The sequence below is a fragment of the Shewanella sp. DAU305 genome (genome assembly GCF_026802235.1).
GTDB classification, from domain to species: Bacteria; Pseudomonadota; Gammaproteobacteria; order Enterobacterales; family Shewanellaceae; genus Shewanella; species Shewanella baltica.
In genome coordinates this window covers 2,683,111-2,703,155 of record NZ_CP113808.1, presented here as the reverse complement: position 1 = coordinate 2,703,155, position 20,045 = coordinate 2,683,111, and the positions used below count along the sequence as shown (strand labels likewise).

Sequence of the window (20,045 nt, the reverse complement as noted above, 5' to 3'; positions counted from 1 at the left end):
AAATCAAACAACTAGAGGCATAGACAAGATTAGTTGCACAAATGCTCAACGCCAAAAGCAAAAAACCAGTCACGTGGACTGGTTTTAACAATTATCGCGGCAGCATTAATTGCCTTCGCTGACCATGTTAACCGTGTATTTAGGGATCTCAATCACCATGTCAGTGTCGACCACTTTCGCCTGACAAGATAGACGGCTTTCGGGCTCAAGTCCCCAAGCTTTGTCTAACATGTCATCTTCCAGCTCATCACTTGGCTCAAGATCATTAAAGCCTTCACGCACGATACAGTGACACGTCGTGCAAGCACAGGACTTTTCACATGCATGCTCGATATTGATGCCATTACGCAGCGCAACATCAAGAATGGTCTCACCAACATTCGCCTCAAGCACTGCGCCATCTGGGCACAACTCGGCATGGGGAAGAAAGACTAATTGGGGCATTACATCACCTATATGTTGTCGATCGACTGGCCTTTGAATGCCACTCGAATAGAATTGTCCATACGTCTGGCAGCAAAATCTTGGGTTTGCTCATCCAGTTTTTCAATCGCGAGCTTAATCGCATCGGCATCATCGCCCGCGGCAACTTGCGCCACATTGGCCATAGTGGCATCGATTTGTCCACGCTCATCGGCATTCAGCAAGTCGCCATCTTTCGCTAACGCGGCATGTAAAGACTCGAGTACCCTCGCCGCCTCCACTTGCTGCTCGGCCAGCATACGACGACCGATATCGTCTTTGGCATACTTCATCGAATCTTTCAGCATAGTGGCAATTTCAGTATCCGATAAACCAAAAGACGGCTTAACTTGAATGCTAGATTGCACGCCGGTGGATTTCTCCATCGCTGTCACGCTGAGTAAACCATCGGCATCCACTTGGAAAGTCACACGAATGTGGGCAGCGCCTGCGGCTAACGGCGGAATACCTTTCAGAGTAAAACGCGCCAGTGAGCGGCAATCGGCAACGAGTTCACGCTCGCCCTGCACCACATGGAATGCCATGGCCGTTTGACCATCTTTAAAAGTGGTAAATTCCTGTGCTCGCGCAACCGGAATCGTCGTATTACGCGACACCACTTTCTCCACTAAGCCACCCATGGTCTCAATGCCTAATGACAAAGGGATCACATCGAGGAGCAGCAAATCAGATTCGGGTTTATTACCCACTAAAATGTCGGCTTGAATGGCCGCACCAATAGCGACAACACGATCGGGATCGATAGACGTCAGTGGTGGTTTGCCGAAGAAAGCTTCAACCTGTTCACGTACTAATGGCACGCGCGTTGAACCGCCAACCATCACAGTTTCAAGCACTTCATCCGTAGTCACGCCCGCGTCACGGAGGGTGCGGCGACAACTTGCAATGGTCTTCTTAACCAACGCCGCAATCATGGCATCAAATTCAGCTTTAGAAACGATTTGCGTGAGTTCAGTCCCATCGGCAAGGATCACTTTTGCTTCAGTTTCTGCTGCATCCGTTAAGGCTTCTTTGACTCGACGCGATTCAATCAACAGTTGACGGCTTAATTGTGAGTCGATGTCGCTAAGCTGCCACACTTGTTGCATATGTGCTTGCAGTAAATGATCGAAATCATCGCCGCCAAGCGCTGAATCACCACCGGTGGCTAACACTTCGAATACACCGCGATTCAAACGCAAAATAGAAATATCGAAGGTACCGCCGCCTAAGTCATAGATGGCAATCACGCCCTCTTGCTTAGAGTCTAAGCCGTAGGCAATCGCAGCAGCCGTCGGTTCATTCAACAGACGTAGCACTTTAACACCCAGCAAAGCTGCGGCATCTTTTGTGCCTTGGCGCTGGGCATCATCAAAATAAGCAGGCACTGTGATCACGACACCTTGCAGCTCGCCACCTAAGGTTTTTTCAGCACGGGCGATCAGCGGACGTAAAATCTCCGCAGACACTTGCACTGGATTCACTTGGCCTTGGGGAGTCACGAATAAAGGTAAACCGTTTTCGCTTTCGGCAAACTCGTAGGGGAATGATTGCTCGCCGGCTTTAATATCAGCCAGGCTGCGGCCCATAAAACGCTTAACCGAAACGATCGTGTTTTGCGGATCCTGCGCCGAACTCAACGCCGCAAGGGCGCCGACTTCGACTGAATCTTGGGTATAACGCACGATAGAAGGTAATGAATGCTGTCCAAGTTCGTCCGGCAGGGTTGCCGTCTCTCCACTTCGAACAGCCGCCACCAAAGAATTGGTCGTACCTAAATCGATGCCAACGGCAAGTCTATGTTGGTGCGGCGCGGCACTTTGACCGGGCTCAGCTATCTGCAAAAGGGCCATATATATCCAACTTAGTAATGCCAACTCAAGCGTGCTTGAGTCAGCAAAGTAACATAAACACGGAAAATCAATCTAACAGAGCGTCTTCGACTCTGGTTAACTCGTCGTGTAATTTTGCCATAAATTTGAGTTTGCGAACTTGATCCGCCGCTAACAATGCATCTTCAGCCTGCTCACTGGTTAACAGTTGAGTCAATTGCTGAGTGAGTTGCGCGCGGTACTGCGCAAACGATTGATATAGCTCGTCAATACTCGCTTGAGGATCGGCACTATCGCGTATATCTTCCAACGCTTCGCGCCATTCCATTTGCTGCATCAAGAAGCCAGTATCTTTCACTGTCGTGGTTTCATGGCTTAGTTCAATGCCACGCAGCGACAGCATATGCTCGGCGCGGCGAATGGGATCTTTTAAGGTTTGAAAACCATCATTGACTTGCGCCGTGCGCTGCACCGACAACAATTTTTGCTGCTCAGTATCATTGGCAAATTTATCGGGATGAACCGCCCGTTGCAGTTCGCGATAGCGTTCTGCAAGTAAGGCGGTATCAATATCGAAGGCAGGGGAAAATTTAAACAGCTCGAAATAATTCATGCGTCAACTTTAGCGGTTAAACAGTGAAACTCTCACCGCAACCACACTCACCTTTTGCGTTAGGATTGTTAAATTGGAAGCCTTCGTTCAGCCCTTCTTTAACAAAATCCAGCTCGATCCCTTGAAGATAGATGAGGCTCTTGGCATCGATGATGATTTTCACATCTTCGATATCAAACACTTCATCGTCATCATTTAAAGAATCAACGAACTCAAGTACATAAGCCATACCAGAACAGCCTGATGTTCTTAAGCCGAGACGCAGGCCTACACCTTTGCCTCGGTTGACTAAGAAAGATCTGACACGATCGGCTGCCGCTGGGGTCATTGTAATCGCCATCTTAACTCCAGATGTTACTTAGCTTGTTTCGATTTGTACTCGTCGATAGCAGCTTTAATGGCATCTTCAGCCAAAATTGAACAGTGGATCTTCACCGGTGGCAATGCCAATTCTTCAGCGATATCTGTGTTCTTAATCGCCGCAGCTTGTTCGATAGTCTTGCCTTTAACCCACTCAGTTACCAGTGAGCTAGACGCAATCGCGCTACCACAACCGTAAGTTTTGAACTTAGCGTCTTGAATGATGCCATCAGCACCAATTTTCAACTGAAGTTTCATCACGTCACCGCAAGCAGGCGCGCCTACCATACCGGTCACGACCGAAGGATCGTTTTTATCAAAAGAACCAACGTTACGTGGGTTCTCATAATGATCTATCACTTTTTCACTGTAAGCCATGGTACTGCTCCAAAATTATCTATTGTAAAGGTCAGAATTAATGGTGTGCCCATTGAACTTGGTTCAGGTCGATTCCATCTTTAAACATTTCCCACAAAGGAGACATTTCTCTTAATTTATCAATAGATTGAGTAATTACTTCGATAGCGTGATCAATTTCTTCTTCGGTTGTGAAACGGCCGATAGAGAAACGAATCGAGCTATGTGCCATTTCATCGTTTAAGCCAAGCGCACGTAATACGTAGCTAGGCTCTAGGCTGGCTGAGGTACAAGCCGAACCCGATGAAACCGCTAAATCTTTCAGTGCCATCATTAACGACTCGCCTTCAACATAGTTGAAGCTGACGTTGAGGCTACCGCTAACACGCTCAATCGCATCACCATTGATATAGGTTTCTTCAATGTGCTTGATGCCATTCCATAATTTGTCACGTAATGCACCGATACGAGCATCATCAGAGGCCATTTCCGCTTTTGCGATTGCAGCAGCTTCACCTAAACCTACGATTTGATGCGTTGGTAACGTACCGCTACGCATACCACGCTCATGACCACCACCGTGCATTTGCGCTTCTAAGCGAATGCGTGGCTTACGACGAACATATAGCGCACCGATGCCTTTAGGGCCGTACATTTTGTGACCAGAAATCGAGATCAAATCCACTTTAGTGGCTTGCACATCGATAGGCACTTTGCCTGCACTTTGCGCTGCATCCATGTGGAAAATAATGCCTTTTGAACGGCATAACTCGCCGATTGCATCGATATCGTGGATCACACCGATTTCGTTGTTCACGTGCATGATGCTGACAAGGATAGTGTCGTCACGCATTGCCGCTTCTAAACGTTCCATCGGAATGATGCCGTTTGCCGCAGGCTCTAAATAAGTCACTTCGAAACCTTCGCGCTCTAATTGGCGACAGGTATCAAGAACGGCTTTATGTTCAGTCTTACTGGTGATGATGTGCTTGCCTTTCTTGTGGTAGAAATGAGCAACACCCTTAATCGCTAAGTTGTTCGATTCCGTCGCGCCAGAGGTAAACACAATTTCGCGGTGATCGGCGTTAATTAACTCGGCAATTTGATTGCGAGCAATATCCACCGCTTCTTCAGCTTGCCAGCCGTAGCGATGTGAACGTGAGGCTGGATTACCAAAGATGCCGTCCATTGTCATGCATTGGAACATCTTTTCCGCGACTCTTGGATCAACAGGCGTGGTGGCGGCATAATCTAAATAGATAGGAAGCTTCATAACACACTCCGTACTGAGCAGTCTCTGCCGAGGCTACATACAACGTACAAAAATTATTTTTATCGTATAACAAAGTTCAGTTATAAACTGACTCTTTGTTCCTTTTGCATAGTGTCTTGCTTAAGCGAGATAAATTGCACATCTCGTTTCTGCATCAAGCCAGCAAGACTGATACCATCTAAAAAATCTGAAATTTGTTTGCTTAAATCGCCCCAAAGTGAATGGGTTAAGCAGCGAGTTCCACTCTGACAATTGCCAAGTCCTTGGCAACGAGTCGCATCGACAGACTCATCTACAGCATGGACAACCATGCCGACTGAAATATCATTGGCTTCTAGGCCTAAGCGATAACCACCGCCCGGTCCACGTACACTGGCAACTAAACCGTGTTTTCTTAGCTTAGCGAAGAGTTGCTCCAGATAGGAAAGCGAAATCCCTTGTCTCTCAGAGATGTCCGCTAAGGGAACTGGTCCCGATGCCGAGTGGATGGCCACATCTAGCATAGCGGTTACTGCATAACGACCTTTTGATGTAAGTTTCATAACTACCATAGCTCCCGAAGAGGTATGCTTTATTTCAACATACCCGAGTAAATCAGTCAAGTATTAAAACCTACTAAAACACTCAAGTATTGAGTGCGCACATAACCAATACCCTTTCATCTTGGTGGGGTATTTAACCTTTTTCCGGCTTAAGATTCAATGCTAGAGCGCCAATTAATCGACATCTAGCACGATATAAACCCAGGATAAAAGTGATCAGTACACTATGGCGCGGTCAAACTAAGGTTTGACCGCGGTATGAGCATTTATAACAAGATCCGCTAAAGTAGAACCGTTGAAACTAGACTTTTAAGTCACTCAGACCATTACGTTAAAGCTAAATACTCGGATCAAACTCATCGATGGCATTTTGTCGCTTATCGGCGGCGGCTTTCTCTGCATCATTAAACTCGCCCATATCCAGCTCTGGCAGTTTTTCGGTGCAGACATTACCGCCCAGCCCTTGGATGGCTTGACACAACTCTTGAACTTTCGAGTCCATCAGATGCATATGATCCAGCATCTGCCCTATCGCATTGGCAACAGGATCGGGATTATCGGGGGATACCGCATACGCATCGAAGCCGTATTTTTTTGCCATCGCGCTGCGACGTTCGGTTTTTTCTTTAGATTGAGCCGAAGGTGTTGCGACCACACGTCCAGGAATGCCCACCACAGTGGTATCTTTTGGTACGTCTTTCACAATCACAGAGTTCGAGCCTACACGCGCACCATCATGCATAGTAATAGGACCGAGGATTTTTGCCCCCGCACCCACAACCACATTATTACCTAATGTTGGATGACGCTTGCCTGCCTGCCACGTGGTTCCGCCGAGCGTTACACCGTGATAAAGGGTGCAATCATCACCAATCTCAGCCGTTTCACCAATCACCACGCCCATACCATGGTCGATAAAAAATCGATGACCTATGGTCGCACCTGGATGGATTTCTACACCCGTCAACCAACGGGAAAAAGTCGATAAACAACGTGCCGTTAAGCGCCAATCGCGCTTCCATAGTTTATGGCTTATCCGATGCAACCAAATGGCATGCATGCCCGGATAGTTAACCAAGATCTCAAACGCGCTGCGCGCCGCAGGATCACGGTGATATATAGATTCAATGTCTTCTTTTAGCCTAGCTATCACGCCCATTGTTTATCCCTTTACGGTCATTCTGTATGGTAATTATTGATGATTAGGATTTGGCTATTTGTCTTTAGAACCCGTCACTTTCTCAATAGAGGTCAAAATACCCCTGAGAATATTCATCTCCTGACTCTCAATCCGTGCGCGGCTAAACAAGCGGCGCAGTTTCATCATCACTTGTCCGGGATGATTCTTAATGATAAAGCCAGTTGATAGCAGCGTCGTCTCAAGGTGTGCAAAGAAACGTTCCTGATCGGCGGCCAAGGGATACTCAGTCAGCTCTTCTTCGGCCACTTCTTTTTGTGCGAGGTGGGCAACACGGGTTTCATAACAAATGATTTGTACGGCTTGCGCAAGATTGAGCGAGCTATATTCAGGATTTGCAGGAATCGCCACATGATAAGTGCATTGTTGCAACTCTTCATTGCTCAACCCGTGGTTCTCACGGCCAAACACTATTGCAACGGGGCCTTTAAGTGCCTCGGTCGCTAATCTCACCCCAGCTTCTCTTGGCTCTAACATCGGCCAATCTAAGGTGCGACTGCGCGCGCTGGTTGCAATCACGAGACTGCAATCGGCAATCGCTTCAGCGAGTGAATCCACTTTCACAAGATGTTTCAGAATATCCGATGCACCCGCGGCTAATGCAATGGAATGCCCATCGGGTTCAACACGCGGTTCTGCAAGGTACAGATTTGACAGACCCATAGTCTTCATCGCTCTGGCAGTGGAACCAATATTGCCGGGGTGCGAAGTCCCCACTAAAACCACTCGAATATTACTTAGCATGAAACAACTTAATTTAATTCATAAAACGTTGGGGACGAATATTATCACAGCCATTGCCGAATGCTTATATGAAAATCGGTATTTGATATAACTATCAAATCGGGTATAATGCCGCCCGCTATTTTAACGTTCTTTAACATCCAGGGGATTGCAATGCATCCGATGCTGACGATTGCTGTACGCGCTGCCCGCGCGGCCGGCCAAAATATTATGCGCGCCTATACCGAACTTGACCGTATTGAAGTCAGTTCAAAAGGTATCAACGATTTTGTTACCAGTGTAGACAAGGAAGCAGAAGCGACAATTACTTACCAAATTCGTAAATCTTACCCTGATCACACTATCGTGGGTGAAGAGAAAGGCGAAAACCGCGGTGAGAATAACGACTACGTTTGGATAGTTGACCCTCTGGATGGCACTAACAACTTTGTTAGAGGCATTCCCCACTTCGCGATTTCTATCGCTCTGCAACATAAAGGTAAAACTGAAGTTGCGGTTGTTTACGATCCCGTCCGTGAAGAACTCTTTACCGCCGTCCGTGGTAAAGGCGCAAAACTCAATGATTTCCGTCTGCGTGTTACCAACGTGAATGAATTAGCTCCTACCATGATTGGTACTGGCTTCCCATTCAAGGCGCGTCAACACACTGAAACTTACATGGCTATTTTCGGCGAAGTCTTCGGCCAATGTGCTGACTTACGTCGCGCAGGTTCTGCCGCATTAGATTTAGCCTATGTTGCTGCGGGTCGTTTAGACGGTTTCTTCGAAATCGGCTTAAAGCCATGGGACATCGCTGCTGGCGATCTTATCTGCCGCGAAGCGGGCGGTACGGTTACCGATTTCACTGGCAACCATAACTATTTGATTTCTGGTAACATCGTAGCAGGCTCACCTAAAGTGACCACAGAATTAGTTAAAATCATGCGTCCTTTATTGAACGAAGCTTTAAAGCGTTAATTGTAGGCGTTAATCTCGAAGCGCTCGAAGCGTTAGCCTCGATTAACACTTAGCTTTCCAAAACGCATAGATACAAAACGTTAGACATAAAAAAGGCCAGTGGCAGTCTCTTCTAAGAGCGCTCACTGGCCTTTTTGTTTATGTGGCTTTCATTCTAAAGCCTTCAGTACTCGAGTCATCAAGTCCTCACATCCTCAGTCGCCAAAACATAGTATTTGAGAAATAGTATAGTCATTGAGACATAGTGATTGAGAATAAAAGGAGTGTCCTGCAAGCGTGCACTGATTTCAGCACCAATCGGCTAACAGGACGCACAACCACTGATTGCGTTATCTACCCGCTAAGGCTTGCGCTGGCGCAATCTGACTGGCTTTCCAAGCAGGATAGAGTGTGGCGACTAAGCTCATCACGAACGCCATTACAATCACCAACGCCGCATCTGAGCCATGTAACTCAGACGGTAAAAAGTCGACAAAGTACACATCGGCTGACAGCAGTTGAATACCGAGTAACTGCTCCATAGTGCTGGCAATCGCACTTAAATTCAGTGCCACACTCACGCCGATAATCCCGCCAAGACCACAGCCAAGCAGCCCATTCAAGGCGCCCTGCACCATGAAAATACCCATCACAGCAAGGCGGCTCAGACCCATAGTCATCAAAATCGCAATCTCAGAGGCTTTATCTCGCACTGCCATCACTAAGGTGGAAACGATGTTAAAGCAGGCGACACCAATCACCAGCACAAGCACTAAGTACATGACTGTGCGAACCAACTGAATGTCTTGATATAAATGCCCTTGGGTACGGGTCCAGTCACTGATATACACCGACTGCTTTTGCGCATAACCAAGTTCACGCACTTTGACGGGTGCATCAAACACTTTATCAACGCTAATACGCACGCCAGTCACGCCGCTCTTCATGTTCAAAATCTGCGCCGCGTACTGCATAGGAATATAAGCCGTAGTCAGCTCAAGCTCGCCGCCAAGATTATAGGCGCCAGACACCACAAAACGATGGCTCTTCGCCGCGCGTAAACTACCCGCCGCTTCTGGATCCATATCCTGCACATATAAGGCCAGCGTATCGCCAATCTCAAGCCCCAACTTAGTCAATAAACTCTGCCCAAGGACGATGTGATTCTCATCTTGGCCTAGACTCTGCCAGCTGGTATCGCTCATAAATTGCGCCAGTGTCGAGACCTTGATTTCTTCTTTTGGATCGATCCCCACGACAGCTAAGCCTTGAAAACCGCCGGGCTTTTGCACTAAACCTTGCATGCGGATAAATGGCGCCGCGCCGCGAATACCTTCAATTAACAGCGCGCCCTCGGCAACACTCTGCCAGTTCGCGATAGGCTCGCTCACACCGACTATGTCCGCCTGCGGCACGACGCCAAGCAATCTATGTTCTAACTCGCGCTCAAAACCATTCATCGCCGACAAGACGATGATCAATACCGCCACGCCTAAGGCGATGCCCGCTGTCGATGCGAAGGAAATAAAACTAATAAAGCTGTTGGATTGGCGGGCGCGATAAAAACGCCAACCAATGGATAAGGCTAACGGTCCTTTCATACTTGGGTTTCCGCCGCTAATTGCAGGAAGCCGTTCTTCATCATCAGTTGACGGTCCATACGGGCAGCCAATTTATGATCATGGGTCACCACCACAAACGCCGTACCCAGTTGTTCGGCGAGTTCGCGGATCAACTCATAAACGGCATCGCCGCTGTTGGCATCTAAGTTCCCCGTAGGTTCATCGGCCAGCACTAATTTAGGTTTATTAATCAAGGCCCTTGCGATAGCAACACGTTGACGTTCGCCACCCGATAGCTCGGCGGGAATGTGCGTCATGCGATGCCCTAACCCGACCCGCTCCAACAAGGCTTTAGCATCGGCGAGCGCCAGCTTACGATCTTTACCTTGAATAAACGCTGGCATAGCGACGTTTTCTAGCGCGGTAAATTCAGGCAATAAATGATGGAATTGATAGATAAAACCCAAATCTTGGTTACGTATCTGCGCTTGGCGCGTACTGGACACTTGATATAAATCTTCGCCTAATAGCAAGACTTTACCTGCGGTTGGTTCATCCAACGTGCCCATGATGTGCAGCAAGGTACTCTTACCTGAGCCTGAACTGCCGACAATCGCCAACTGCTCGCCCTTAAACACGTGCAGATCAACATTAGACAACACTTGCGTGGTCACGGCGCCATCATGGTAACTCTTACTGACACTCTGCACTTGCAGTAACACGTCTTGCATTGAAGTTCTCTCTTAAACAGGCTTTGGCATCGATTTATGTCATCAAATCAATGCATTTAATTATTCGCATCTTGCTAAACCGTCGCTCAATTCAAAAATGCCGACGGTTTACAGCTATTGGCGCATACCGTTACTCATATCTGAGCGCAGTCGCGGGTTGCACATTAGCAGCGCGCAGTGCGGGATATAAGGTCGCCAGCAGGGTTACCAGTAGCGTACCAATCACGATCACAGACAACTGCATCAACTCCAATTTCACCGGCAAGCTCTGCCCCACACCTAGAATAGAAATCCCTAAAGTGGTCATAATGCCATTCAGATTCAAGGTGATGAGTATCCCAACCGCCAGCCCCAGCACTAAACCCAGCACCGCATTGAGCGACCCTTGCACCACAAAAATGCCCATCACGGCGGGTGTGGTCACGCCTTGGGTTTTGAGTACCGCCACATCAGTGGTTTTATCGACCACCATCATGACCAGCGCCGAGACGATATTGAATGCGGCCACGGCCACAATCAGACTCAGCATTAGCGACATCATGTTCTTTTCCATTTTGACCGCGCCAAACAAGTGGCCATAGGTATCACGCCAATCGCTGGTTGTCGCCTTAACACCTTGTTTAGCTAATATATCCTGAACTTTAGGTGCTAAAGCGGGGGCGCTAAAGGGATCGGCTAAATAGAGTCTAAGCTGATCGATAGCCTCACTGGGTTGGCGCATCAGCCGTTTCGCATCTTGATAATGGATATACGCCACGCCCGCATCGACCTGAGAGCCCATTTCAAAAATGCCCGAGACTAAAAACTTACGTTGGCTCGGCACTGGGCCTAAGGGCGAGTACACCACACCATCGCCACTCAATAATCGCACCGTATCACCGGGGGCGACTTTAAGTTGCCTTGCCAGCTCAGAGCCCAAAATTACCTTGTAGTCGCCGCTCGTCAGCTGCTCAAATGCACCTGAGTAAGTGTGCTGGGCAACCGAAGATAACTTTTCCGCTAACTCGGGGAACACGCCATAAACCTGCACAGCACGAATACTCGCCGCCGATTGCACCATGGCCTGCGTTGACACGCTCGGCGTCACGCCTAATACGCCCGGTAAGGCTTTAAGCGCACTCGCCTGCTCAGTCCAATCGACTAAGGGCGCTTCACTATAAAGAGTTAATTGCGGTACTGCGCCTAAGATACGTTGTTTGAGTTGGCCTTCGAGACCATTCATCACAGAACTCACAACAATGAGCGCGGCAACGCCTAAAAAAATGCCCGAAACGGCAAATAGAGTAATGAACGACGCGAACGCGTTCGCTTTTCTGGCCCGCCAATAACGGTAACCAATATAGAAAGGAAATCCTGGATTCATTGAAAGAGGGTTGCGTCCTGTGTGCTGAACTTGCTAAATCATGAAGATGGGCACGATAATAGGGGTATTGGTCCTATAAATAAAGAGGCAAGCCTTGTTCACTGACACCAATCCGTATTTTAGTGTGCCTCACCCTTTTACAGCCTACTTAAGTCTGTGGCCGAGTTCCGAGCCATTACCCTCTGAAATGGCATTAAGATCAATGCAATCATTGGGTATCCAGCTACTCAGCGAAGTGAAAACACTCGAAGCCAATTGCTTGCTGCAACTACGCCATTTAGACAACGACGCTAAGGTGGTGGTGGACTTTTTAAAGCTGCAATCCCGCAAAGTGGATTTAGTGCTGCAGCATGTATTAGAGAAAGAAACCCAAGAAGGCGAAAAATGCATTGGCAATCAGTTTGGTGGCAGCGGCCTAAGACTCCTGACGCCAACCGCATTAGAAATCGGCTCCCACTACAAGATCACTCTTTTTATTCACGACGAATTAGTCGCCATTTTGTGCTTTGGTAAAGTGATTGACTCACAACTCAAACCGGTACAACACCCTGTCAGTTCAAATGCAGAGTCGAATACACAGGCTGAACTTCACTATCCAGTTCAACAGTGGCAAACCGACTTTGAATTCAGTCAAATTCTCGAAGCTGACGTGGAGCAATTAGTCAAAGCCAGCCTCAATGTGCAGCAGAAACAACTCAAGTTACGTAAACTCGCCAGAGACGAGCGTCAATAGCCGCTGACTTTTCACTGGCACCTGCGCCATCAAGTCTCTACAATGTCTGCAACTCTTTGTGAATGAATCAGTTTATCGCACGCCAATGACTCACATATCAGCCCTAACGCCGCCAGCCGTCAAAAATGGCAATCAAATTCAGACTCTGTCCACTGTGGGCGGCGTTTGCCAAGCCGTTACACTCGCCAGTTTAGCGCGTCAACATAAGGGGACGACCTTAGTTGTCACTAGTGATACGCCAAGCGCCTTAAGCTTAGAGCTAGAACTGAGTTATTTGCTCAGTAAAACAGGCATTAAGGTCAGATTATTCCCTGACCGCGAAACCTTGCCCTACGACAGTTTTTCGCCCCATCAGGATTTGATCTCCCAGCGACTCGAAACCCTGTCGCAGCTGTCTCAAATTGAGCAAAACATCGTTATCGTGCCCGTCACGACCTTAATGATGCGCCTGCCACCTAAGGCCTATTTAAGCGCCAACGTGTTTGTGCTGAAAAAAGGCGATAGCTACAAGTTACACGATGTACGCCAGCATTTAACCGACACTGGCTACCATTCGGTTGAACAAGTCTATGAACACGGCGAGTTTGCCATTCGCGGCTCGATTCTGGATATCTTCCCCACTGGGATGAATATGCCGCTGCGCATCGAGCTATTCGATGAAGAAGTGGAGACCATCCGCCATTTTGATCCCGAAACCCAACGTTCACTGCAACCTGTAGATTCGATTCGCCTATTGCCCGCGAAGGAATTCCCGACCGACAGCTCAGCCATCGAAGGGTTTAGACAAAGATACCGTCGCCGTTTTGAGGTCATAGTTAAAGAGCCGGAATCGGTTTATCAGCTGGTGAGCCGCAACTTGATGCCAGCGGGGATTGAAAACTACCTGCCGCTGTTTTTTGATGACACAGCGACCCTATTCGATTACTTGCCCAAGGACACTCAGTTAGTCACTTTAGGCGATATCGAAAAGTCTGCGCGCGCGCATTTGCAAGAAGTCGAACACCGCTATCAAGACCGGCGCGTCGATCCGCTGCGCCCACTGCTGGCGCCTAAAGAGCTGTATTTACTCATCGAAGAGTTATTTGCCGCCTTTAAACCGCTGCCACGTTACCAAATGCACGTGCCGACAGATGGCACTGAAGCGACGAAAGCGGTCGTGATTGCCGCCAGCACCCTGCCCGACATCAGCGCCAACCATAAATTAAAGCAACCACTGTTAGCGCTGCAAGATTATGCCAGCAGCGCCAAGCGCATGTTGTTTAGCGCTGAGTCCGAGGGTCGCCGCGAAGCGCTGCTTGAATTGCTCGCAAAAATTCAGTTAAAACCTGCGCTGTTTAACCATTTTGATGAATTTATTCAAAGTGATGCCAAGTTAGGCCTTATCGTATCGCCGCTGTCACGTGGTTGTTTGCTGCAGATCAGCGCCAAAGATGGCATCAGTATCATTTGTGAAACTGAGCTCTTCGGCCATCGAATTTCCCAGCAACGTCGCCGTGAAAAACAGCGCCAGATCAGCAACGATGCCCTGATTAAAAACTTGGCCGAACTCAAAGTCGGCCAGCCCATTGTGCATTTAGAACACGGTGTTGCCCTCTATAAAGGCTTAGTCACGCTAGATACAGGCGGACTGGTCGCCGAATACCTGCAATTGGAATACGCCGGCGGCGATAAACTGTATGTGCCAGTGTCTTCATTGCACCTTATCAGCCGCTACAGTGTTGGCGCCGACGAAGACGCCCACTTAAATAAACTCGGCAATGAGACCTGGGCTAAAGCCAAGAAAAAAGCCATTGAAAAAATCCGCGATGTTGCGGCCGAGCTGCTTGATGTCTATGCCCGTCGCCAATCTCGTCCCGGCGAAAGCTGCGAGATTGACGAAGAAGAATACGCCCAATTCGCTCGCGGTTTCCCCTTCGAGGAAACCGTCGATCAAGAAAGCGCCATCATCGCCGTGTTAGCCGATATGCAATCGCCGACCGCAATGGACAGATTAGTCTGTGGCGATGTGGGCTTTGGTAAAACCGAAGTCGCCATGCGCGCCGCCTTTGTGGCCGTCAACGCCGGTAAACAAGTGGTCGTGCTGGTCCCGACCACATTGCTTGCCCAGCAACACTATGAAAACTTTAAAGACAGATTTGCCGACTGGCCTGTGGTCACCGAAGTGATGTCACGCTTTCGCACCGCTAAAGAACAGACTCAAGTGCTGCAGCAATTGGAAGAAGGCAAAGTTGATATCGTTATCGGTACTCACAAGTTACTGCAATCTGAGGCCAAGTTTGAAAACTTAGGCCTGCTGATCATCGACGAAGAACACAGATTCGGTGTGCGTCAGAAAGAGAAAATCAAGGCACTGCGTGCCAACGTGGATATCCTAACTCTGACCGCAACGCCGATTCCACGGACCTTAAATATGGCCATGTCGGGCATGCGCGATTTATCGATTATCGCCACCCCGCCCGCCAAACGTTTAGCGGTAAAAACCTTTGTGCGGGAATCCGATCCTGCAACCGTGCGCGAGGCCATTTTGCGGGAAATTCTCCGTGGCGGCCAAGTGTATTACCTGCACAATAATGTTGAAAGTATTGAGAAATGTGCCCAAGGTATTATCGATTTACTGCCAGAAGCGCGGGTAGTCGTCGCCCACGGTCAAATGCGTGAGCGCGACCTTGAGCGGGTGATGTCTGACTTTTATCACCAAAGATTCAACGTGTTAGTCTGTACCACTATTATCGAAACTGGTATCGACGTTCCGAGTGCCAACACCATTATTATCGAGCGCGCCGATACCTTTGGTCTCGCGCAGTTACACCAATTACGCGGCCGCGTCGGACGCTCGCACCATCAGGCTTATGCCTATTTGATGACGCCGCATCCTAAACGTATGACTCCCGATGCGCGTAAGCGTTTAGAAGCCATTGATGCCCTTGAAGATCTCGGTGCAGGCTTTATGCTCGCGACCCAAGATTTGGAGATCCGCGGTGCAGGTGAACTCTTAGGTGATGAGCAGAGCGGCCATATTTCGAAAATTGGTTTTAGCTTATACATGGAAATGCTCGAAGCGGCAGTCAAAGCCTTAAAACAAGGCAAAGAGCCATCGCTGGCGCAAATGCTGAATCAACAATGTGAAATTGAACTGCGTATCCCTGCCCTACTGCCTGAGGCCTATGTGAGCGACGTGAATATTCGTCTATCGCTCTATAAACGCATCGCAGGTTGCGAAACCGAAGCGGCGCTGGATGAGTTAAAAGTCGAATTAATCGACCGTTTTGGCCTATTGCCCGAACCGACGCGCAACTTAATGGAAATGACCCTCTATAAACATGAGGCGACTCGCTTAGGGGCGACTAAAATAGAAGTGCACAGTAAAGGTGGCAGCATCGAATTTAGTCATGATCACGTCATCGATCCTATGTTTATTATTGGATTACTCCAAAGCCAGCCACAAATCTATCGAATGGAAGGACCGAATAAGTTAAAGTTCAGCCTTGCGGCCGAAACCAGCAAAGACAGGCTCGCTTTAGTGAAACTCTTGCTCGAACAACTATCTCAACATCAATCGCAACATCGTCTTGGAGATAATAAATAGTGTTACGTAAACTCGCGGTCTCTATCGCTACCCTCATTGCACTATCGCACAGTCAGGTGGTCCAAGCTGAAGCTTGGTTCGAAGTTGAAGTCTATGTATTTGAACGCCAAAGTCAGTCAACTGAGCAATGGCCAGATACGCCGATCAAGACGAAAACCGATAAAGCGATAGACTTGATCTCTCCAGCGGTTGCACAAGTCGTCACCCCAATGGCGAGTGAGTCGGCGCCTTGTACGCTAGTATTTGATGCCGATGCCAATAGCCACTGCGCTGAAAGCTTAAACGGTGAGTCAACGTCTGAGCCTGTAGCCGCCGCGCCGACCAGTGTCGAATATCGCTATCCGCCAGTGATCCCATCAGAAATCAGCAGCGCAACGACCAGCTATGCCAGCGCCAATGGTGGCCCAGTGTTATTAGCACGCAGCCAAAGCCAGTTCGCGAGCATTATCAATAGCATCTCCCGTGAACGCGGCACGCGCAGTTTACTGCACATGGCGTGGCAACAACCGATGCGCGGCAAAAGTGGTTCAGTGCCTATTCGTTTATTTGCGGGTAAAGATTTCTCGGATACCTATCATTTTGATGGCAGAAAAATTGTTACGCCAACTCAAACTGAACCTATGATCAATGCAGATGGCACGCCTATGCTTGCACCTGTGGTATCACCGGTTTGGGAATTAGATGGCACGTTAAATATCTACTTGAGCCACTATTTGTATATTGAAACCGCACTGAATATGCGCAAAGAAGGCAGAAAGCTATTACCAGCAATGCCAAGTGATGCCGCCGATACCAGCGCAACACTCACGGCGCCTAAAGTCATGACACCGTTTTTAATGTCAGTGCCTTTGGAGCAAAACCGCCGAGTGAAGAGTGAGGAAATCCATTATTTAGATCACCCCGAAATGGGCATGGTGATCCAAATTCGTAAGATGGCACAACCAAGTGCACAGCAAAAAAGTCAGAATGCCGAATCGATACAAACGGTTGGGCAATACTGAGTCAGCAAGTAAACAGCGAAAGGCTTAAGTCGTACTCTAAAATGAATGACTTAGACTGCACTGTTGTTTGAGACTGCACTTTTAGCTTAAGACTGTACTGCTGTTTAAGACTGTACTATGGAGAAGTCGAGGTAGATATCATCGGCTTCGTCTTCTCCCACAGTGACAGTTAATCCCTCGGTACAAGGCACGCCCACTTCGCACCAAGCAATCAAGTTATTCACCGCAATATCACTGCCTTGGGCTAACACTTCGACACTGCCATCACGGCAATTGGTGACATAGCCTGTCACGCCCAAGGCTCTGGCCTTAGTCAAGGTCGCATGCCGACAACCCACACCTTGCACTTTACCCGTTAAACTTATCAATACACGCTTCATCTCACGCCCCTTTTGCACTGCACACAAGCCCGTTATTGGATTAAGCATAGCCGCAATTATCCGAAGGCTAAGTGTTAACCTATGGATCTATAGAGCAAAAAACAAACGATATTTTATTTTAGGCAAAAAAAACAGCTAACAAGACTGCAGTTAGCTGTGTCGGGCGACATACGCAAAGGGATATCCAATAAATGGACAAATACAATAGCAACTCTGTAGCATTTTGTTACAAAATAGCAAGGCTGGCTACTTTACACAATAAATAATTATTTTCAAGAGTTTGAAAAATAAAACTATCCCTCCCTAATGAATATAATGCTTTTAGCTGAAAATCGGCTCATACCGCTGCCTGCATTGTTCATTTAACAAAACACCGCAGTGAAAGTTGCAGAAGTATGAGGACTCGTTGACGTTCAACGCTGAGATTGTGCTTGTTCTGGCCAGCTCGCAATTGCGAAACGAGGGTTTAGGAAGTAAGGGGGTTAGAAGTGAGGGTTGTAGAATTGAAGTGTCGCTATGCCACGCTAATAACGGGTGCTGTGTATGGCGAAGCGTTACAGCAAGACAAGCAAAAATATGCCAGCTACACATTCAAAAGACAAAAGTAAAAAACCGGCATAGTCTGCCGGTTTCTGTTTTATTGCGCTATAAGTTGATTACGCGATAACCTGCTACTCGCTGATCATCTGACCATTTTGATAGCGATACTCGGATGAGGGTTCGCCATTAAAGTAATACACCGACCTGCCGTGCAGTTGATTATCAAGATACTCATCACTTTGCAGCAGGCTGCCATCTTCGTTAAAACTATAGCCTTTGCCCTGCAATTGACCTTTATCATCATATTGCGTCTGCCCTAATAAATGGCCGTTGGCGGAAAAGGCTTGCCAGTGACCCACTTCGTGTCCTGCTTTATAGTTGCCATGCCAGAGCTTAACCATGCTGTAGCTGCTTTCATCTTGCAGCAGCCATTGGCCTTCACGCAGACCGTTAACATACTGACCTTGGGCTTGCAGCTGTTTATCAAAACCACGGAGTAAATACGCGCCATGTAACTTAGCGTTTTTATAAAACTCTCGGCGCATTATCGTGCCATCGGCTGCGATTTCTGTTTGTTCGCCACTCAGCTGACCTTGTTGATTAAACTGCTCATTGCGCGTCGTATCGGTATTTTGTGTGATCCACTGACCAACCTTTAAGCCCAAGTGGTATTGGCCCTTCACAAAACTGCCGTCCTCGGCGTTATCTTCTCGATAGGCACCGTGCATTTGACCTTTGCTGTAGTTGATTTGCCTGACATAACCATTCCAGCCAGCACCGATATATAAGCCTTCATATTGTCCCTTGAGTTGTTCATCGCGTTCAATCAATTCACCTGCTGAGTCGAAGCGCTGACGTAAACTCCAGTTTTTCGCAGTATCACGCTGATATTGATGGGTTAACTTTCCAGTGGCATCGAAGCGCTGTTCAGTGCTAATCCGGCCTTTGGCAAGATATTGAGTATCGGTTTGGGTGGCGACATTACCAGCATCATCATAGGTAATATTCTGTATTTCGCGGCCATCATTATCGTACTCTTGCTGCATGGCTAACAGCCCTGGCCCTTTAAAACGCTGCTGGTTTCCTACCTGCTTGCCATGCTGATAATGTTTGATCTCTTGCAGAATATCTGCGGCCTGATAGATCAACACTTCTCCGTGTATTTTCCCCTTAAGATAAAACTCTTTGGTGTATAACCAGCCCTCTTTGGCCCAATACAGTCGTTCACCTTGGTATTTTCCCGCCACCATATTCACGCTTTGTTCTGGCTTACCATTGTCATAGAAGCTTTCATATCGCCCTTCCATACCGTTCGCACCATAGTTTGCGCGCGATGCCAGCTGGCCGTTGGCATAATAACTTTGCGATAAGCCTAATTCAGCCCCATTCACGCGATGCTGAAGTTCCCGCAATTGACCATTGGTATGGTAACTTTTCTGATCTCCATGCAACTGGCCATTCTGGTAGTGGTACTCTCCCGAAAGCGCTCCGTCTTCCCAATAATGCAGATGCGTGCCCTGATAATGTCCTTGCGCATCGCTACTGCCCTTGCGAGACAATTGACCGTTGGGGTAGAAAAACTCGAAATCGCCAACGATAAAACTCTCGACTAAATTGGGATTGTTGACACTGCCCTTAAAAACCGGTTTATCCGTTTCTAAATAAAATAGCTGCAATGGCCACTCGCCATTTTGTTCTGTCGGCGCTTGTTCCAGATAATAAATGGCTTCGCCAGGTACATCGTTAAGCCGCCATTCTTGGTCGAGTAAAATTCGCTCAGCCAACAAATTAAACGACATCAGTAGCGCAGATAATAGTAATAAGACTCGCAT

At 48.1% G+C, this 20,045-nt stretch carries 18 protein-coding genes; 4 read left to right on the top strand and 14 right to left on the bottom strand.

The window, feature by feature from the left end; genetic code table 11:
* Positions 1-105 precede the first annotated feature (105 nt).
* The 9 genes from fdx to trmJ all read right to left on the bottom strand — a co-directional run bounded on the left by fdx (position 106) and on the right by trmJ (position 7,381).
* Positions 106-444, bottom strand: a complete 339-nt coding sequence (fdx, locus tag OX890_RS11475; RefSeq protein ID WP_006081852.1) for an ISC system 2Fe-2S type ferredoxin — start codon at positions 442-444, stop codon at positions 106-108.
* 8 nt (positions 445-452) lie between these two features.
* The gene (gene hscA, locus OX890_RS11470; protein ID WP_012089340.1) at positions 453-2,315 is read right to left on the bottom strand and encodes a Fe-S protein assembly chaperone HscA; all 1,863 of its coding nucleotides are present in this window, start codon (positions 2,313-2,315) and stop codon (positions 453-455) included.
* Between the two features lie 67 nt (positions 2,316-2,382).
* Positions 2,383-2,907, bottom strand: coding sequence for a co-chaperone HscB (hscB, locus tag OX890_RS11465; protein WP_012089341.1), 525 nt, complete (start codon positions 2,905-2,907; stop codon positions 2,383-2,385).
* A gap of 16 nt (positions 2,908-2,923) precedes the next feature.
* Positions 2,924-3,247, bottom strand: a complete 324-nt coding sequence (iscA, locus tag OX890_RS11460; protein WP_006081855.1) for an iron-sulfur cluster assembly protein IscA — start codon at positions 3,245-3,247, stop codon at positions 2,924-2,926.
* A 14-nt stretch (positions 3,248-3,261) separates the two neighbouring features.
* Positions 3,262-3,645 (bottom strand): Fe-S cluster assembly scaffold IscU, encoded by a 384-nt coding sequence (gene iscU / locus OX890_RS11455; RefSeq protein WP_006081856.1) that lies wholly within the window; start codon positions 3,643-3,645, stop codon positions 3,262-3,264.
* Positions 3,646-3,682: 37 nt separating this feature from the next.
* Positions 3,683-4,897: an IscS subfamily cysteine desulfurase gene (locus tag OX890_RS11450; protein WP_006081857.1), complete on the bottom strand. Its 1,215-nt coding sequence runs from the start codon at positions 4,895-4,897 to the stop codon at positions 3,683-3,685.
* Between the two features lie 80 nt (positions 4,898-4,977).
* Positions 4,978-5,439: a Fe-S cluster assembly transcriptional regulator IscR gene (gene iscR / locus OX890_RS11445; protein ID WP_006081858.1), complete on the bottom strand. Its 462-nt coding sequence runs from the start codon at positions 5,437-5,439 to the stop codon at positions 4,978-4,980.
* A 337-nt stretch (positions 5,440-5,776) separates the two neighbouring features.
* Positions 5,777-6,598 carry a serine O-acetyltransferase gene (cysE, locus tag OX890_RS11440; protein WP_268649225.1) on the bottom strand — a complete coding sequence of 274 codons (822 nt, stop codon included), beginning with the start codon at positions 6,596-6,598 and terminating at the stop codon, positions 5,777-5,779.
* 54 nt (positions 6,599-6,652) lie between these two features.
* Entirely contained in the window at positions 6,653-7,381 is a 729-nt protein-coding gene (gene trmJ, locus OX890_RS11435; RefSeq protein ID WP_006081860.1) for a tRNA (cytosine(32)/uridine(32)-2'-O)-methyltransferase TrmJ, read from the bottom strand.
* A 153-nt stretch (positions 7,382-7,534) separates the two neighbouring features.
* Here trmJ and suhB point away from each other — a divergent pair, with 153 nt between their 5' ends.
* A complete protein-coding gene (gene suhB, locus OX890_RS11430) occupies positions 7,535-8,338 on the top strand; it encodes an inositol-1-monophosphatase (protein WP_006081861.1) in 804 nt (267 codons plus the stop codon).
* A gap of 329 nt (positions 8,339-8,667) precedes the next feature.
* On the opposite strand, the gene lolE is transcribed toward suhB, so the two are convergent.
* From lolE to OX890_RS11415, 3 genes are all read right to left on the bottom strand, one after another.
* Positions 8,668-9,918: a lipoprotein-releasing ABC transporter permease subunit LolE gene (gene lolE, locus OX890_RS11425; protein ID WP_268649224.1), complete on the bottom strand. Its 1,251-nt coding sequence runs from the start codon at positions 9,916-9,918 to the stop codon at positions 8,668-8,670.
* Positions 9,915-10,610 carry a lipoprotein-releasing ABC transporter ATP-binding protein LolD gene (gene lolD / locus OX890_RS11420; RefSeq protein ID WP_126491819.1) on the bottom strand — a complete coding sequence of 232 codons (696 nt, stop codon included), beginning with the start codon at positions 10,608-10,610 and terminating at the stop codon, positions 9,915-9,917. Before lolD ends, lolE begins: the two co-directional genes overlap by 4 nt.
* 130 nt (positions 10,611-10,740) lie before the next feature.
* On the bottom strand, positions 10,741-11,973 hold the full coding sequence (locus tag OX890_RS11415) for a lipoprotein-releasing ABC transporter permease subunit (protein ID WP_012089342.1): 1,233 nt from the start codon (positions 11,971-11,973) through the stop codon (positions 10,741-10,743).
* Between the two features lie 94 nt (positions 11,974-12,067).
* Between OX890_RS11415 and OX890_RS11410 the strand changes: the two genes are divergently transcribed.
* From OX890_RS11410 to OX890_RS11400, 3 genes are all read left to right on the top strand, one after another.
* Complete coding sequence (locus OX890_RS11410) at positions 12,068-12,706, top strand: hypothetical protein (RefSeq protein WP_126491818.1); 639 nt, start codon at positions 12,068-12,070, stop codon at positions 12,704-12,706.
* An 85-nt stretch (positions 12,707-12,791) separates the two neighbouring features.
* Positions 12,792-16,292, top strand: a complete 3,501-nt coding sequence (gene mfd / locus OX890_RS11405) for a transcription-repair coupling factor (RefSeq protein WP_126493489.1) — start codon at positions 12,792-12,794, stop codon at positions 16,290-16,292.
* Positions 16,292-17,293, top strand: a complete 1,002-nt coding sequence (locus tag OX890_RS11400) for a peptidoglycan binding protein CsiV (protein ID WP_259579000.1) — start codon at positions 16,292-16,294, stop codon at positions 17,291-17,293. The genes mfd and OX890_RS11400 overlap by 1 nt, the downstream gene beginning before the upstream one ends.
* A gap of 104 nt (positions 17,294-17,397) precedes the next feature.
* Here the strand turns inward: OX890_RS11400 and OX890_RS11395 are convergent, their stop codons facing one another.
* Together OX890_RS11395 and OX890_RS11390 are read right to left on the bottom strand one after the other, a co-directional pair.
* A complete protein-coding gene (locus tag OX890_RS11395) occupies positions 17,398-17,673 on the bottom strand; it encodes an acylphosphatase (RefSeq protein ID WP_011846955.1) in 276 nt (91 codons plus the stop codon).
* A 671-nt stretch (positions 17,674-18,344) separates the two neighbouring features.
* Positions 18,345-20,045 carry a toxin-antitoxin system YwqK family antitoxin gene (locus tag OX890_RS11390; RefSeq protein WP_126491816.1) on the bottom strand — a complete coding sequence of 567 codons (1,701 nt, stop codon included), beginning with the start codon at positions 20,043-20,045 and terminating at the stop codon, positions 18,345-18,347.